14 protein-coding genes are annotated in these 15,590 nt (G+C 66.4%); 10 read left to right on the top strand and 4 right to left on the bottom strand.

All coding sequences use genetic code 11. The features are described 5' to 3' along the window. The first annotated feature begins 6 nt into the window (after positions 1-6). Genes E3T46_RS14440 through ligA form a run of 3 tightly spaced genes read left to right on the top strand, consistent with a single transcriptional unit; the run spans position 7 to position 4,673 of the window. Positions 7-1,185: a cysteine desulfurase family protein gene (locus tag E3T46_RS14440; RefSeq protein ID WP_134579079.1), complete on the top strand. Its 1,179-nt coding sequence runs from the start codon at positions 7-9 to the stop codon at positions 1,183-1,185. A 43-nt stretch (positions 1,186-1,228) separates the two neighbouring features. Beyond that, a complete protein-coding gene (mnmA, locus tag E3T46_RS14435) occupies positions 1,229-2,419 on the top strand; it encodes a tRNA 2-thiouridine(34) synthase MnmA (protein WP_174845408.1) in 1,191 nt (396 codons plus the stop codon). After that, a complete protein-coding gene (gene ligA / locus E3T46_RS14430; protein ID WP_134579078.1) occupies positions 2,412-4,673 on the top strand; it encodes an NAD-dependent DNA ligase LigA in 2,262 nt (753 codons plus the stop codon). Before mnmA ends, ligA begins: the two co-directional genes overlap by 8 nt. 166 nt (positions 4,674-4,839) lie before the next feature. On the opposite strand, the gene E3T46_RS14425 is transcribed toward ligA, so the two are convergent. From E3T46_RS14425 to E3T46_RS14415, 3 genes are all read right to left on the bottom strand, one after another. After that, positions 4,840-5,982: a glutathione-independent formaldehyde dehydrogenase gene (locus E3T46_RS14425; protein ID WP_134579077.1), complete on the bottom strand. Its 1,143-nt coding sequence runs from the start codon at positions 5,980-5,982 to the stop codon at positions 4,840-4,842. A gap of 238 nt (positions 5,983-6,220) precedes the next feature. Then, positions 6,221-7,042 carry an aldo/keto reductase gene (locus E3T46_RS14420; RefSeq protein ID WP_134579076.1) on the bottom strand — a complete coding sequence of 274 codons (822 nt, stop codon included), beginning with the start codon at positions 7,040-7,042 and terminating at the stop codon, positions 6,221-6,223. Between the two features lie 39 nt (positions 7,043-7,081). Then, complete coding sequence (locus E3T46_RS14415) at positions 7,082-8,068, bottom strand: zinc-binding dehydrogenase (protein WP_134579075.1); 987 nt, start codon at positions 8,066-8,068, stop codon at positions 7,082-7,084. Between the two features lie 258 nt (positions 8,069-8,326). On the opposite strand from E3T46_RS14415, the gene gatC reads away from it, so the two are divergent. The 5 genes from gatC to E3T46_RS14390 are packed head-to-tail and all read left to right on the top strand — an operon-like array spanning position 8,327 to position 13,048. Then, positions 8,327-8,623, top strand: coding sequence for an Asp-tRNA(Asn)/Glu-tRNA(Gln) amidotransferase subunit GatC (gene gatC, locus E3T46_RS14410; protein ID WP_134579074.1), 297 nt, complete (start codon positions 8,327-8,329; stop codon positions 8,621-8,623). A 2-nt stretch (positions 8,624-8,625) separates the two neighbouring features. Then, positions 8,626-10,173: an Asp-tRNA(Asn)/Glu-tRNA(Gln) amidotransferase subunit GatA gene (gene gatA, locus E3T46_RS14405; RefSeq protein ID WP_134579073.1), complete on the top strand. Its 1,548-nt coding sequence runs from the start codon at positions 8,626-8,628 to the stop codon at positions 10,171-10,173. Continuing rightward, positions 10,173-11,678: an Asp-tRNA(Asn)/Glu-tRNA(Gln) amidotransferase subunit GatB gene (gene gatB, locus E3T46_RS14400; protein WP_134441145.1), complete on the top strand. Its 1,506-nt coding sequence runs from the start codon at positions 10,173-10,175 to the stop codon at positions 11,676-11,678. Before gatA ends, gatB begins: the two co-directional genes overlap by 1 nt. Before the next feature lie 3 nt (positions 11,679-11,681). Beyond that, positions 11,682-11,948: a hypothetical protein gene (locus E3T46_RS14395; protein ID WP_134441146.1), complete on the top strand. Its 267-nt coding sequence runs from the start codon at positions 11,682-11,684 to the stop codon at positions 11,946-11,948. Then, positions 11,945-13,048, top strand: a complete 1,104-nt coding sequence (locus E3T46_RS14390) for a VIT1/CCC1 transporter family protein (protein WP_134579072.1) — start codon at positions 11,945-11,947, stop codon at positions 13,046-13,048. Before E3T46_RS14395 ends, E3T46_RS14390 begins: the two co-directional genes overlap by 4 nt. Here E3T46_RS14390 and E3T46_RS14385 read toward each other — a convergent pair. Continuing rightward, complete coding sequence (locus E3T46_RS14385; protein ID WP_134579071.1) at positions 13,009-13,659, bottom strand: hypothetical protein; 651 nt, start codon at positions 13,657-13,659, stop codon at positions 13,009-13,011. The two genes, E3T46_RS14390 and E3T46_RS14385, sit on opposite strands and share 40 nt — an antisense overlap. Before the next feature lie 227 nt (positions 13,660-13,886). Here E3T46_RS14385 and dinB point away from each other — a divergent pair, with 227 nt between their 5' ends. Next, positions 13,887-15,101 carry a DNA polymerase IV gene (gene dinB, locus E3T46_RS14380; RefSeq protein WP_134579070.1) on the top strand — a complete coding sequence of 405 codons (1,215 nt, stop codon included), beginning with the start codon at positions 13,887-13,889 and terminating at the stop codon, positions 15,099-15,101. A 26-nt stretch (positions 15,102-15,127) separates the two neighbouring features. Further along, positions 15,128-15,454: a hypothetical protein gene (locus E3T46_RS14375; RefSeq protein WP_134579069.1), complete on the top strand. Its 327-nt coding sequence runs from the start codon at positions 15,128-15,130 to the stop codon at positions 15,452-15,454. The last annotated feature ends 136 nt before the right edge of the window (positions 15,455-15,590 follow it).

The following is a 15,590-nucleotide window of genomic DNA, read 5'->3' as shown; positions in this document are numbered from 1 at the left end:
AGGGGGATGGTTGTCTATTTGGATCATGCGGCGACCACGCCCATGCTTCCCGCTGCAATTGCCGCTTACGCCGAGGCGATGGGGGTCGTCGGTAACCCCGCGTCCGTGCACAGCCAAGGTCAAAATGCGAAACGGATGCTCGAAGAGTCGCGTGAAATCGTGGCCGCGAGCCTCGCCTGTGACCCGATCGAGGTCGTCTTCACCGGCAGCGGCACCGAGGCGATCAACCTCGGCATCAAGGGTTTGTACTGGGCGCGCGCACCACGCCGGCGCATTCTGGTGCCCGGCGGAGAACACCACGCCACGCTCGACACGGTCGAGTGGCTGGCTCAGCACGAAGACGCCATCGTCGAGTGGATTCCGCTCGACGACCGGGGCCGCATCGACCTCGGCGCGCTCGAGGCCGCCATTGCGCGTGACCCGCTCGATATCGCCCTGGTCAGCGTGATCATGGCCAACAACGAGGTCGGCACCATCGAACCTGTCGCGGAGGTGGCGGCGCTCGCCGCAGCCCACGGCATTCCGGTGCACGTCGATGCGGTCGCGGCCTACGGCTACATACCGGTCGATTTTCGTATCCTCGCGGCCGCGGGCGTGTCGGCGCTGAGCGTCTCGGCGCACAAGGTCGGCGGCCCGGTCGGTATCGGGGCGCTCGTGCTCGGGCGTGCCACGACCGTCGAACCTCTCATTCATGGTGGTGGCCAGCAGCGCAAGGTGCGCAGCGGCACCCAGGATGTTGCGGCGGCGGTCTCGTTCGCGGTGGCGGCATCCGCTCTCATCGCGCACGGCGATGTAAACGCTGGCCTAATTGCGCTGCGCGACCGCGTCATCGCCGGTGTGGCCCTGGTCGCGCCGGGGGCGCAGCGCAACGGTGACCCGACCCACCGGCTGCCCGGTAACGCCCATTTCAGTTTTCCGGGCTGCGAGGGCGACTCGTTACTGTTCGCCCTCGACGTTGCCGGCGTGTCGGTGTCGACCGGATCGGCCTGCCAAGCCGGCGTGCCTGAGCCCTCGCACGTGCTGCGAGCGATGGGACGCAGCGAGGTCGAATCCCGTGGGGCGCTGCGCATAACGCTCGGGCACACGTCGACCGACGCCGACGTCGACGCGCTACTGGCGGCGCTGCCCGCGGCGCACGCCCTGGCGCTGGCCGCGGGCATGGCCGATCGAGTGCCCGGGCACTGACCGTTACGTTTGCGGGGTCAGCACTGGCGCGTACACTCGTTGGGTGAAGGTTTTAGCAGCAATGAGTGGCGGTGTTGATTCCGCCGTGGCAGCCGCGCGCGCGGTCGAAGCAGGGCACGAGGTGGTCGGCGTGCATCTCGCACTGAGCCGCATGCCGGGCACGCTGCGCACCGGCAGCCGCGGCTGCTGCACCGTCGAAGATTCGATGGATGCCCAGCGCGCCGCCAATATCATGGGCATTCCTTACTACGTCTGGGATTTCTCCGAACGGTTCAAGCTCGACGTCGTTGACGACTTCATCGCCGAGTACGCGGCCGGCCGCACCCCGAACCCCTGCATGCGCTGCAACGAGAAGATCAAGTTTGCCGCCCTGCTCGAAAAGGCCATGGCCCTCGGCTTCGACGCCGTCTGCACCGGCCACTACGCGAGCATTCTGACGGATGCCGACGGCAACAAGGAGCTGCACCGCGCGGCCGCCTGGGCCAAGGATCAGTCCTATGTGCTCGGCGTGCTCACCGCCGACCAGATCAACCACTCCATGTTCCCGCTCGGCGCCACGCCGACCAAGGCCGAGGTGCGGAAAGAAGCGGCCGAACGCGGCTTTTCAGTGGCGAACAAGCCCGACTCCTACGACATCTGCTTCATTCCTGACGGTGACACCAAGGGCTGGCTCGGCGAACGCGTCGCCCCGGTCACCGGCGACATTCTCGACCGGGAGGGCAACACACTCGGCCAGCACGACGGCGCCGTTGCCTTCACCGTGGGCCAGCGTAAAGGGCTGTCGATCGGCACCCCGGCCGCCGACGGCAAGCCGCGCTTCGTGCTTGAGGTGCGCCCGATCACCAACACCGTCGTCGTCGGCCCGAAGGAGGCGCTCGCCATCAAGGAGATCGCCGGCAACAAGTACACCTGGGCTGGGCTCGCCCCCGAACATCCAGAGGTGGAATTCGCCTGCCACGTGCAGATTCGCGCTCACGCCGACCCGGTTCCGGCCGTCGCCCAGCTTGTGTCGACCACGGCCGTGACCGGCGTTGACGGTTCTGTCGAACTGCGCATCATTCCGAACGAACCACTCAATGGCGTCGCCCCCGGCCAGACCGCCGTCGTCTACGTCGGTACTCGGGTGCTCGGCCAGTGCACCATCGACCGCACGGTCAGCGCCGTACCGATCTCTTCAGACAGTTCCGTCTCAGCACCTACCGCTTCGGCCAGCCCCGTCCCGGTCAATGCCTGAGTCCGTCGCGGATTCCACCCCTGACGCGCTGAGCGCAGCGGCAGCCGAGGCTGCTGATATCACCACCCGCGTGCTCGCAGCCCGCGATGCCTACTACGGGCAGGACGCGGCCGTTTTCTCTGACGCCGACTACGACCTGCTGGTGCGGCGCTTGGCCGAACTCGAACGGCTCTACCCCGAGCTGCAAAGCCAGGACAGCCCCACCCAGACGGTCGGCGGGCGCGCCGAAACGACCCTGTTCGACCCGGTCACCCACGCCGAACGCATGCTCAGCCTCGACAACGTCTTCTCGATCGAAGAATTCGAGACCTGGGCTCGCAAGGCCGCGGAGAATTCCGGCCGCGCCGTGCACTACCTGTGTGAACTCAAGATCGACGGCCTCGCCATCAATCTGCGCTACGCCAACGGCGTGCTCGTCTCGGCGGCCACCCGCGGCGACGGCGTCGTCGGCGAAGACGTCACCGAGAACATCGACCTGGTCCCCGGCATCCCGTCTCGGCTGGCCGGCAGCGGGCATCCGTCCTTGATGGAAGTACGTGGCGAAGTCTTCTTCCCAGTGGCTGCGTTCGACGAACTCAACGCCGCGCAGTCCGCCGCGGGAGAGCGGATGTTCGCGAACGCCCGCAACGCGGCGGCCGGGTCGCTGCGACAGAAGGCCGCTGGCAAGAACACCGACCAGTTGGTTCTGATGAAGGCCCGCCTGGGCCGGCTGCGCATGCTCGTGCACGGCATCGGCGCCTGGGAGGACCCGCCCGTGCAGGCCCAGTCCGAGGTCTACGGCCTGCTCGAAAACTGGGGTCTGCCGACCAGCAGCTACTTTCGCGTGGTCGAGTCTGTCGCCGAAGCGGCCGAGTTCATCGAGTATTACGGAGCCCACCGCGGCAGCGTCGTGCACGAACTCGACGGTATCGTCATCAAGATCGACGAGCTCGCCCTGCACGCCGAACTCGGCGCCACCAACCGGGCGCCGCGCTGGGCCATCGCCTACAAATACCCGCCGGAGCAGGTCAACACCAAGCTGCTCGACATCGTCGTCAGCGTCGGACGCACCGGCCGCGCGACACCGTTCGCCGTGATGGAAAAGGTGCTCGTGGCCGGCAGCGAAGTGCGCCAGGCCACCCTGCACAACCAGGACGTTGTGAAGGCCAAGGGCGTGCTGATCGGCGACACCATCGTGCTGCGCAAGGCCGGGGACGTTATTCCCGAGGTGCTCGGCCCGGTCGTGGAGCTGCGCGACGGCACCGAACGCGAATTCGTCATGCCGATCAACTGCCCCGAATGCGGCACCCCGCTGGCCGCGGCCAAGGAGGGCGATATCGACCTGCGCTGCCCGAACGCGCGCAGCTGCCCCGCCCAGGTGCGCGGCCGCGTCGAGCACATCGGCAGCCGCGGCGGCCTCGACATTGAGGTGCTCGGCGAGGTCGCGGCCTCCGCTCTCACCCAGCCGACCGTGCCCTCGCGGCCGCCACTGCCGACCGAGGCCGGACTGTTCGACCTCGAATTGGCCGACCTGCTGCCGATCCAGGTGATCGTGCGCGACGCCGAAACCGGGCTGCCCAAGGAAGGCGCCGACGGCACAGCAAGGCAGCGCATGCCCTTCCAGCGCAATCCCACGGCCGCCGAGAAGAAGCAGGGGCTGGAGGGCCCGCAACCGTCCTCGAGCGCGCTCAAACTCCTCGTCGAGATCGATAAGGCCAAAACCAAGCCGCTGTGGCGCATCCTGGTCTCGCTCAATATTCGTCACGTCGGCCCGGTCGCCGCCCGCGCCCTGGCTAACCATTTCGGCTCCCTCGACGCCATTCGGGCGGCCTCCCGCGAGGAACTCGCCGAGGTCGACGGTGTCGGCGGCATTATCGCCGACGCGGTGCTCGCCTGGTTCCTGGTGGACTGGCACGTGGACATCGTCACCCAGTGGGCCGCGGCCGGCGTGCAATTCGCCACGCCGGGCCACCCCGGTCCGGGCGCGGCCGAGACGGCCGGGGGAGTGCTCGCCGGGCTGACCGTCGTGGCTACCGGCTCGCTCGAGGGCTTCACCCGGGAGGGCGCCCAGGAGGCGATCATCGCCGCGGGCGGCAAGAGTGCCTCCAGCGTGTCGAAGAACACCGACTTCGTCGCCGCCGGGCCGGGTGCCGGGTCGAAGCTCGGCAAAGCCGAAACCCTCGGCATTCGAGTCCTCGACGCCGACGAGTTTCGAACCTTACTCGCGGGCGGGCCAGACGGGTTGGCGCCCGCGTCCTCGCCTGTATCCACGTAGGCTGCCGCACAGGCCCCTTGGGTTCCCATAGATTTTTGACCGGTCGCCCACCGGGCTGCCGGTGTTTCTCCGAGTGGGCGACCATGACCTGACGAACTTGAGTTCACGCCCTCAAAGGTCGAGTCCGAGCGGTGATCGCGCCGCGGCGAGGTCGTTCAACAGTGCCCTATTCGGGCTTGAGGATTACTTTGGTCCACCCGTTGTTGCGGTCGCCGAAATTCTTGTAGGCATCCGCGGCGTCGCTGAGGGGGATCTCGTGGGAAACGATCCATGAAGGTTTGGCCTTGCCCACCGCAATCAGGTCGCGTAATTGTCGATTGTATTTCTTCACCGGGCATTGCCCGCTGCCCACGCTCTGGCCTTTGAGCCATTGCAGGCCGTAGTCAATGGCAATCTTGCCCTGCTTGGCGTTCTCGTCGAAGCCGCCGGGATCTGCTGGCAGGAAGACGCCGACAACGCCGATGCCCCCGGTGATGCGCACGGACTGAATCAGCCGATTCAGAGTCATGGCGGGATCTTCGGTGCCGTGGGGGTCGTGGGCCTGATAGCCAACGCATTCACACCCCCGGTCCGCGCCGATCCCCTGGGTTTGGTCCAAAACGAATTGAACCGGGTCCGTCTTTGAGTCATCAACGGCGATCGCGCCGATCTGCTCGGCGAGGGCCAGCCGGTCCGGGCGTCGGTCCACGACCCAGACTTTACTGGCGCCCTTGATCGTGGCAGACAGTGCAGCCATCAGCCCGACCGGACCTGCACCATAAATCACGACTGTGTCACCGGGCATGACGCCGGCCATCTCAGTAGCGTGGTAGCCGGTAGGGAAGATGTCCGAAAGCATCACGTAATCGTTCTGCTTTTCTATGGCGTCTTCACCCAGGCGCAGGCAGTTACTGTCACCGTAAGGCACACGCAGCATTTGGGCCTGCCCGCCGGGATACGGACCCATTCCCGCGAAGCCGTAGGCGGCGCCCGCGCCGACCGGGTCTGGTTGAGTGGTCATGCAATAGTTGGTAAAGCCGCGTTCGCAATTCTTGCAAAAACCGCAGGAAATATTGAACGGCAGCACGACCTGTTCGCCGACTCTTACCTTGTCGACGCCGTTACCAATCTCGATGACCTCGCCCATATTTTCGTGGCCAAACGTGCGTCCAACCTCGAAATCGGTGCGTCCCTCGTACATGTGCAAATCTGACCCGCAAATATTCGTGGCCGTAATGCGCACCAGAACGTCAGTGGGACGTTCGATCGTGGCATCCGGAACTTCTTCAACGTTGACCTCATTGGGCCCCTTGTACACGACTGCCTTCATTTTTTCACTCCCTGAATTTTTGCCCGTGTAAGACGGAAGGTCCGTCTTCACTTTCGGAGGTATTAAATGGATGAATGTCGGACAGCCTTAGGCTGTGCCGAAAATGAGCATGTATCAGTATTATCACGATCGGACATGACCTGCCACTGTGTATCTCGTCGGGCTGGCTGGTAGGGCGGTGACCAAATTCAGAGAACTCCGCCTGGCCAGAGTGCGTTTCAAGAAAGAGTGGACGGCGTCACAGAATGTCGAGTGGTCGCTTGCTGCGCGGCGCCGGAAATGCGTTATCCAAAGACAGGCAATCCTCGGCGTCGAGGACTACCGCGCCCGCGCTGACATTCTGCTGCACGTGCTCGAGCGACGATGCCTTGGGAATCGCGATGACGCCCGGTTGCCGAATGACCCAGGCGAGCGCGATCTGGGCACCCGTCACTCCGTGGCGCTCTCCGATTTCGGCCAGTAGTGGATGCTCAAGCAGGGTCGGTCCCTGACCGAGTGGCGAATAGGCCATGAGCGGCATGCCCCGGCGTTGTTGCCAGGGCAGGAGGTCAAACTCGATGCCCCGACTGCCGAGGTTGTACAGCACCTGATTGGTGGCGCATCCGTCTGGTGCTCGCCTCAGATCATCCCGGTCGAAATTCGATAACCCCCAGCTTCGAATCTTGCCAGCCGCACGCAGGTGTTCGAACCCGTCGACGGTCTCGGACAGGGGAAAACTGCCGGACCAATGCAGTAGATAGACATCGAGCCGATCGGTTCCGAGCCGGCGCAGGCTGCGCTCGCACGCAGCCACGACGCCGCTGCGGCTCGCGTTGTGCGGGTAAACCTTACTGACCAGAACGACGTCATCGCGGTGACCGCGGATGGCCTCGCCGACCAGTTCTTCCGAGGCGCCATCGCCATACATTTCGGCGGTGTCGATCACGGTCAGGCCAACGTCGATCCCCGCGCGTAGGGCCGACACCTCGGTCTTTCGCTTTGCGGCGTCCTCACCGAGATGCCAGGTTCCCTGGCCAATGACGGGCACCTGAACGCCGTTGAAGAAGTCAGTTTCGCGCATGCGGTCCCTTACCTAGTGTGCATTTCCAGACGGTCTGGCTTACGTATTCAGAAGACTGAGAACGATCTTGCCGAGGTGGGAGTTCGCGGCCATGAGATCCTGCGCTTGTTGGACTTCGGTCCAGGGCAGGATCCGATCAATCAATGGGCGCAGTGCTTCGGAAGCCAGGTCGACCTCGGACAGGAGCGTGGCGACGATGGCGGCTTTTTCGGCAGCGTCACGGGTGCGAAAGGTGACCCCGATGATGCGTAGTCGTTTAAAGGCCAGTGCTTCCAGATCAAGATCACCGTGGGCACCGCCGAGGCGCCCCACACCGACCAGGCGTCCCAGGAGTGCGGCGCAGCGAATATTGTCCGCAAGATATGGGCCACCGACGTGGTCGACGATGACGTCGACCCCGCGGCCATCCGTCAGTTCCAAAACCCGATCTGCAAAACCGGCCTCGCCCACCTCGACCACGTGATCGGCCCCCTGAGAACGGAGCACGTCAGTTGCCCGGTCCGTGCGAACGGAAGCAATGATGAGTCCGGCGCCGAGGTATTTTGCCAGCTGTACACACTGAAGCCCCACCGTTGAGGCCGCCGCATGAATGAGCACCGTTTCGCCCGGCTTGAGGTCACCCGCAGTGCGGAGCGCGTTGTGCTCGGTCATCAATCCGAGGATGGCAGCAGCACCCTCCGCGTAGGTCCACGCCGGCGGAATCGGTACAACCAGCGCAGCGTCGACAACGACTTCCTCGCTCAAACCTCCACTGACGGTGGCCATGACGCGGTCCCCGACGTGAACGCCCCTCACCTCGCTTCCCATCGTGACGACGTCGCCCGCAGCATCCAGCCCCACGACGACCGGAGTGCCGCCTGGGCTGACCGGCTGGTAGGTTCCCGCGCGCTGGCCCAGGTCGGCACGGTTCACCGACGCAGTCCGCACACGGATCTTCACCTGACGCGGGCCCGGTTCAGGGCTCGGGAGATCCCGCATCGACAGCACGGATCCGCCCGGGTTCTGCTCAACAACAATTGCTCTCATATCTGCCAGTGTGCTACTTCACGGTTACTTCCTGCCGAAATTCCGGCTCAGTGGAGACTTTTTTCTCGTCGTCGGCGATGCCTGGTTTTGTGCGATCAACGCGAATCGCCAACCGGTGCTGGTGTCGGCGCCGGTCCTGGGCAGCGGATACGGACTTCACCAGGGGCGCGGGTGCCCACCTAGCGCGGTCGGCGAATCGGGCGCGCGGCGGCTGGCGAATAGGATTGGATTATCCACCCCAATGCGTATCGGAGCACCATGTCTGAAATCACGGCCGAGCAGGTTGCCCATTTGGCATACCTTGCCCGGATCGACCTCAGCCCCCTCGAGATCACCAGTCTCACCCGTGACCTCGGCCAGATCGTCGACTCGATCGCCAAAGTCTCTGAAGTGGCCACCGCTGACACCCCGGCCACGAGCCACCCGATGCCGCTGACCAACGTCTACCGTGAGGACGTTGTCGTGCCGTCGCTGACGGTCGAGCAGGCCCTGTCCGGCGCCCCCGACCGCACTGGCGACAAATTCCGCGTGCCCGCCATTCTGGACGAGGAGTAACCATGACCTATCTCACCAAGCTCTCCGCCGCCGCGCTCAGCGACCTCCTGGTGCGCAAGGAGGTCAGCGCGGTTGAAGCGACCCGCGCCCACCTCGACCACATCACGGCCGTCGACACCGACCTGCACGCTTTTCTGCACGTCGCCGCTGACGCCGCCCTGGCGACCGCCGCCGAGATCGACGCCCGCCGCGCAGCCGGTGAGGCGCTGAACCCGCTCGCCGGCGTGCCGATCGCGATCAAGGACGTGCTCGCCACCCAGGACATGCCCACCACCGCGGGGTCAAGAATTCTCGAGGGCTGGGTTCCGCCCTACGACGCGACCGTCGTTGCCCGACTGCGTGCGGCCGGCCTGGTGCCGCTCGGCAAGACCAACATGGACGAGTTCGCCATGGGCTCCTCCACCGAACACTCCGCCTACGGAATTACCCGCAACCCGTGGGACCGCGAACGTATCCCCGGCGGCTCCGGCGGTGGCTCGGCCGCGGCTGTCGCCTCGTTCCAGGCACCGCTCGCCCTCGGCAGCGACACCGGCGGATCCATCCGCCAGCCCGCCGCCGTCACCGGCTCGGTCGGCGTCAAGCCCACCTATGGCGGAGTCTCCCGCTACGGCGCCATCGCGCTCGCCTCGAGCCTCGACCAGGTCGGCCCAGTCTCTCGCACGGTCTACGACGCCGCCCTGCTGCACGACGTCATCGGTGGCCACGACCCGCTCGACTCCACCTCGCTGACCGACAGCTGGCCGTCGATGGCCGCAGCCGCCCAGGCAGGTCTCAAGGACGGCGCCCTCAAGGGCGTGCGCATCGGAGTTATCAAGGAACTCTCCGGCGACGGCTTCCAAGCCGGCGTCACCCAGCGCTTCAACGAAACCCTCGCGCTGCTCGTCGCCGCCGGCGCCGAGATCACCGAGATTTCCGCCCCGAACTTCGAGTACGCCGTCGCGGCTTACTACCTGATCCTGCCGGCCGAAGCGTCGAGCAACCTGGCCCGCTTCGACTCGGTGCGCTTCGGCATCCGCGTCAACCCGGCCAGCGGTTCGCTCACGAGCGAACACGTGATGAGCGCCACCCGCGAGGCCGGTTTCGGGCCAGAGGTCAAGCGCCGCATCATCCTCGGAACCTACGCCCTGAGCGCTGGCTACTACGACGCCTACTATGGCAGCGCGCAGAAGGTGCGCACGCTCATTCAGCGTGACTTCGCCGCCGCGTTCAGCCAGGTCGACGTGCTCATGTCGCCCAGCGCCCCGACCACCGCGTTCAAATTCGGTGAAAAGCTAGCCGACCCGATGGCCATGTACATCAACGACATCACCACCATCCCGGCGAACCTCGCCGGCGTGCCCGGAATGAGCATCCCGATCGGGCTCGCGCCGGAAGACGGACTGCCGGTCGGCTTGCAGATCATGGCCCCCGCCAAAGCGGATGCCCGCCTCTACACCGTCGGCGCCGCGATCGAGCAGCTTCTCGAAGCGAGCTGGGGGCACACCATGCTCAGCCAGGCCCCAGCACTGACCCCGACCGAAATGTTTGCCAGCGAAGAGGGAGCCGTCTAATGGCCAAGCCAGAATTGATGGACTTCGACAAAGCGCTCGAATTGTTCGAGCCGGTGCTCGGCTTCGAGGTGCACGTCGAACTCAACACCAAGACCAAAATGTTTTGCGGCTGCGCCAACGAGTTCGGCTCCGGCGCCAACACGAACACCTGCCCCACCTGCCTCGGGCTGCCGGGCGGACTGCCGCAGGTGAACAAGAAGGCGCTGGAATCCAGCATCCGTTTGGGGCTGGCATTGGGTTGTGAAATCGCGGAACACTCGCGGTTCGCCCGCAAGAACTACTTCTACCCCGACACGGCGAAGAACTTTCAGACCAGCCAGTACGACGACCCGATCTGCCATGACGGATCGATCACGATCGAACTCGAAAGCGGCCGCTTGGTCACCGTCGAGATCGAACGTGCCCACATGGAAGACGATGCCGGCAAGCTCACCCACATGGGTGGCGCCACCGGACGCATCCAGGGTGCCGACTATTCGTTGGTCGACTACAACCGCGGCGGCGTGCCGCTGGTCGAAATCGTCACCCAGATGATCGAGGGCGCCGAACACGACGCCCCCGAGATCGGCAAGACCTACGTCGCGGCCATTCGCGAGATCGCCAAGGCGCTCGGCGTCTCCAACGCCCGGATGGAAGAGGGCAACGTGCGCTGCGACGCCAACGTCTCCCTGCGCCCGCGCGGGTCGAACGTGCTCGGCACCCGCACCGAAACCAAGAACGTCAACTCCCTGAGAAGCGTTGAACGCGCCGTGCGCTACGAGATCCAGCGTCAGGCAGCCGTGCTGTCTGGCGGCGGCACCATCACGCAGGAGACCCGGCACTGGCACGAAGACACCGGCATCACGAGCGCCGGTCGGCCGAAGAGCGACGCCGACGACTACCGCTACTTTCCGGAGCCCGACCTGCTGCCGATGGCGCCGTCGCGCGCCTGGGTCGAAGAATTGCGCCTCACCCTGCCGGAGCCGCCCGCGGCCCGCCGCAAGCGACTGCAGGCCGCGTGGGGTTTTGTGAACCTCGAGTTCCAGGACGTCGTGAACTCCGACCTGCTCGACGCGGTCGAGGCGACCGTCGCCGCCGGGGCATCCGCTCAGGCTGCGCGCAAGTGGTGGACCGGCGAGATCGCCCGGCTCGCCAACGTGGCCGGGGTCGCGGCCGACTCGCTCGTCACGCCGGAGCAGCTTGCCGCGCTGATCCAGCTGGTCGAGGCTGGCACCCTCACCGACCGCCTGGCCCGCCAGGTGCTCGAAGGCGTCATCGCCGGCGAGGGTACCCCTGCCGAGGTCGTCGAGAACCGTGGCCTGGCCGTGGTGTCCGACGACGGCGCGCTCATCGCGGCCATTGACGCCGCGCTGCTCGGTCAGCCCGACGTGCTCGCCAAGATTCGCGATGGCAAGGTGCAGGCCGCCGGCGCGGTCATTGGCGCGGTCATGAAGGCCATGCGTGGCCAAGCGGATGCCGCGCGCGTGCGCGAGCTCGTGCTCGAACGCGCCCAGGCGGTCGAGTAGCACGTGACAACTCAGGCTTTCGGCGTGGGCGTGCAGGTGATCGTGCACCTCGACCGCACCCGCTTTCCCGACTCCCTGATCGACGACCCGATCGGTGTGATCGTGGCTGCGGGGGAGTCGGAGGGGTCTGGGCTGTACGCACCGACCGTGGTGCGGGAGAAGTTCTGGGTGGTTCAGTTCGAGCAACCGTTCTTCGGCCTCGATGGCTCCGGCCCGCACGATTCGGCGCGCATTCCGCAGGGCTTCCTCGAAGCGGCGCCAGAGGCGTGACCGCTGCGGGGCCGGTCGGGCGTGAGCCATCGCAGCGGGACATCCGTCGGTGGCGGCAATACCTGGCCGACGAGCGGGCTGAGGCCGCGGTCTATCGTGACCTCGCCAACCGTCGGGCCGGTGAGGAGCGCCAGATTCTGCTCGCCCTCGCCGAAGCCGAGGGACGACACGAAGATCACTGGCGCCAACTGCTCGGCAGCGACGTGGGCTCGCCACGTCGTGGTGCCCTGCGCACCCGGTTTCTGGGGCTGCTGGCCCGCCGGTTCGGTTCGGTGTTCGTGCTCGCTCTCGCCCAACGGGCCGAGAGCCGCTCGCCCTACGATGCGGATGCCGACGCGACCAACGCGATGGCGGCCGACGAAACCGTGCACGAAGAGGTCGTGCGCGGCCTCGCCGCGCGCGGTCGCAAACGCCTGTCCGGTACCTTTCGCGCCGCCGTGTTCGGCGTCAATGACGGCCTGGTCAGCAACCTGGCCCTCGTGCTCGGCATCGGCGCCACCGGGGTACCGGCTGCAACGATTCTGTTCACCGGGATTGCCGGGTTATTGGCCGGGGCGCTGTCGATGGGCGCTGGCGAATATGTCTCGGTGCGGTCCCAGCGGGAGTTGCTCGAAGCATCCACTCCGGCGGCACCGGCCAAGAGTGTGCTCTCGCACCTAGACCTCGCCGCCAACGAGCTGACCCTGGTCTACCGGGCCCGCGGTATGTCCGAAGACGAGGCTGAGACCTATGCCCGTGGCGTGCTGGCCACCGCGTATGCGGCGACCGGTCCCATTTCCGCGGTCAACAACGCGGCCGTCGAGCCCGACGAGCACGAAGCCATCGGTACGGGCACCGGCGCGGCCCTGTCGAGTTTCTGCTTCTTCGCATCCGGAGCGCTGCTGCCCGTGCTGCCCTACCTGTTTGGCCTGAGCGGCTACCCGGCCATGATCCTGGCGACCGTGCTGGTCGGCGTTGCCTTGCTCGCGACCGGCGCTGTCGTCGGTTTGCTCTCCGGCGGGCCGCCGCTCAAGCGTGCCCTGCGGCAGCTTGTCATCGGCCTCGGCGCAGCCGCGGTGACCTATCTGCTCGGGTGGGTGTTCGGCGCGTCGATCGGCTGACCCGCGGCCGGGCCGACAACGACGGCGAGTCCGGTCTGACCGCACGACCGGAACGCGTGTGTACCCCATCGGCCAGTAGAGCCGGTGACGACGCCGGATCGCGCAGGCGGTCGGTCAGCCCCGGCAGGAGCAGCAGCGCCCCGGTCGCAAGGTGGGCGCCGGTCGAGGCGACGACCCGTGCGCTGGCGTTGATGAGCGTCACCGGCACACCGCCGGAGCCCATGCGTGGCACGAGTTCGCGCTCGACCTGATCCACCGACAGGTCGTCCGACCACAGCGATCAGCTCCGTCCCTCCGCGGTAGACCGGCAGGGTCAACGTGAGGGTGTATTCATCGGTGCACAGATAGTCCACGTAGGGACCGGTCACGTGGCGGCGGCCGGCAGCGCAGACCCCGCCGGGTTCTGCCCGCCCGGCGAAAGTGACGAAACTGCCGCCGTCGCGGCCGCGCTTAGTGTACACCAGTTTGTTGCGACGCAGAATCTCGCGTGCTTCCCGGGCGGTGACCGTGACGACGCCCAGCTGCCTGGCCAGTTCGGCCCGGCCGGCACCGTCGAGCGGGGCAAAAAGAGCCGCGCGGGTTCCCGATCCGGCGCGGATGGACTGCGGCATGGGCTGCTCATTTCAGGTTGTGACACGACCGTAACATCAACCCAGCGCGGGCCGCGGACCCCCGGGTTCGCGAGAACATCTCCGGCAGATCGAGAAGCGGATGCCGCCCGCCCGCGAGATCACGCGTCAGCCGCGTCAGCTGAAGAGAAATTGCCGGAGTTGTGCACGGGGGATGATTCTGTGTCGGCCGGTAGTGGAGAGGCGGGGGATCGGGTTAGGGTTTTTCGGTGGGTAGACAGGACGGTAGTGGGCGGCAGGTGTCGGCGCGGGACGTCGACGACCGTTCTGCGACCGTGCTGCACGTCGACCTCGACGCGTTCTTCGTGTCGGTCGAGTTGCTGTCGCACCCCGAATTCGTCAACCTGCCCGTGATCGTCGGCCACCGCGGTGGCCGGTCGGTCGTCACTGCGGCCAACTACATCGCCCGCAAATACGGCGTGAACTCGGCGATGCCGATGGCGCTCGCGCTGCGGCAATGCCCGAATGCAATCGTGCTCGAGCCGCACATAGGGCTCTATCGGGACTTTTCCAGCCGGGTCATGAGCATTTTCGATGACGTGACCCCGCTGGTGGAACGGCTCGGCATCGACGAGGCCTTTCTCGACGTGGCCGGCGCGACCAACCTGTTTGGCTCTCCGGCTGTGATCGGCGAACTCATTCGCGCCCGGGTGTTCGCCGAGACCGGGCTGGTCTGCTCGGTGGGCGCGGCCTCTACCAAGTTCGTCGCCAAACTTGCCTCCGGCCTGGCCAAACCGAACGGACTGCTCGTCGTTCCCGCCGAGGATACGGTCGAGTTTCTGCATCCGCTGCCCGTCGCGGCGCTGTGGGGCGTCGGGGCCGCCACCGAGCAGGCGCTGAGCAGACTCGGCCTGAAATTGATCGGCGACATCGCGCACACGCCGCTGGCGGTGCTGCGCAAAGCGCTGGGGGAGGCATCCGGTCAGAAACTGTTCGAGCTGTCCTGGGGTCGCGACCCGCGCGCGGTGACGCTCGAGCGGGAGGAGAAGAGCGTCGGTCACGAGGTGACCTTTGAACACGATGTGACGGATATCGACCGGTTGCGCAGCGAGTTGCTGCGGCAGTGCGACCTCGTTGCCGTGCGGCTGCGGCGGGGCGATCTCGTGGCCCGGCGTGTCGCCCTCAAGCTGCGCTACACGGACTTCAGCACGGTGACCCGGTCGCGCACCCTCGCCGAACCCAGCAATGTGGGCCGGCGCATCTACGAAGAGGCGGTGGCCGCGTTCGACCTGCTGGCGGCCTCCGGTATTCGGGTGCGGCTGATCGGGGTGCGTGCGGAGCAGCTCGGCACGGCATCTGGATCGGTCGGACTCTGGGACCCTGACGAAGACTGGCGCGGCGCGGAGCTGGCCGTGGATACCGTGACCGAGCGATTCGGAGCGGGAACCGTGCGCCCGGCCTCGCACTTCACACCTCGCCCCTGAAGTCTCAGTCACGCTAACCTGATGGCATGACCAGCCTCCCGGAAAAACTCGCAGAAACGTTCCGTTCCGCCGGTGTGAAGTCGGCGTACGGTGACCCTGTACAGATCGATGGCGTCGCCCTGGTGCCCGTCGCGCTCGCCTACTACGGCTTCGGCGGCGGTGATGCCGGTGAGGGCGGGGCCGGGTCCGGCGGGGGAGGAGGCGGCGTTTCGCTGCCGATCGGCGCGTACGTCAAGTCGGGCGGTACAGCCCGGTTCGAGCCGAACGTCATCGCCCTGCTCGCCGTCGGTGTGCCGTTCCTCATCGTCGCCGGCCGCGCCTTGGCCCGGGTGATCCGAGCCCTAAAGAAGTAGTCACTTTCTGCACGGGGCCCGGGCCCGGAAACCGGGCCCATGATAGATCATGGGCCCGCGCAGCTAAGGTGGGCCCGGGCGGGTGTGGCGCAACCGCCGCGCGGCGCGCGGACGGCGCGGACGGCGCGCGAAGCGT

Origin of the sequence: Cryobacterium sp. Hh11 (assembly GCF_004404045.1) — a bacterium.
Taxonomy (GTDB): Bacteria; Actinomycetota; Actinomycetes; order Actinomycetales; family Microbacteriaceae; genus Cryobacterium; species Cryobacterium levicorallinum.
This window is presented reverse-complemented; position numbering and strand designations above follow the sequence as displayed.

What these genes read in the sequence shown, in the direction of transcription:
- E3T46_RS14440 (WP_134579079.1), top strand. Translation starts at nt 7, where the DNA reads ATGGTTGTCTATTTGGATCATGCGGCGACCACGCCCATGCTTCCCGCT.
- ligA (WP_134579078.1), top strand. Translation starts at nt 2,412, where the DNA reads ATGCCTGAGTCCGTCGCGGATTCCACCCCTGACGCGCTGAGCGCAGCG.
- E3T46_RS14425 (WP_134579077.1), bottom strand. Translation starts at nt 5,982, where the DNA reads ATGAAGGCAGTCGTGTACAAGGGGCCCAATGAGGTCAACGTTGAAGAA.
- E3T46_RS14420 (WP_134579076.1), bottom strand. Translation starts at nt 7,042, where the DNA reads ATGCGCGAAACTGACTTCTTCAACGGCGTTCAGGTGCCCGTCATTGGC.
- E3T46_RS14415 (WP_134579075.1), bottom strand. Translation starts at nt 8,068, where the DNA reads ATGAGAGCAATTGTTGTTGAGCAGAACCCGGGCGGATCCGTGCTGTCG.
- gatC (WP_134579074.1), top strand. Translation starts at nt 8,327, where the DNA reads ATGTCTGAAATCACGGCCGAGCAGGTTGCCCATTTGGCATACCTTGCC.
- gatA (WP_134579073.1), top strand. Translation starts at nt 8,626, where the DNA reads ATGACCTATCTCACCAAGCTCTCCGCCGCCGCGCTCAGCGACCTCCTG.
- gatB (WP_134441145.1), top strand. Translation starts at nt 10,173, where the DNA reads ATGGCCAAGCCAGAATTGATGGACTTCGACAAAGCGCTCGAATTGTTC.
- E3T46_RS14385 (WP_134579071.1), bottom strand. Translation starts at nt 13,659, where the DNA reads ATGCCGCAGTCCATCCGCGCCGGATCGGGAACCCGCGCGGCTCTTTTT.
- E3T46_RS14375 (WP_134579069.1), top strand. Translation starts at nt 15,128, where the DNA reads ATGACCAGCCTCCCGGAAAAACTCGCAGAAACGTTCCGTTCCGCCGGT.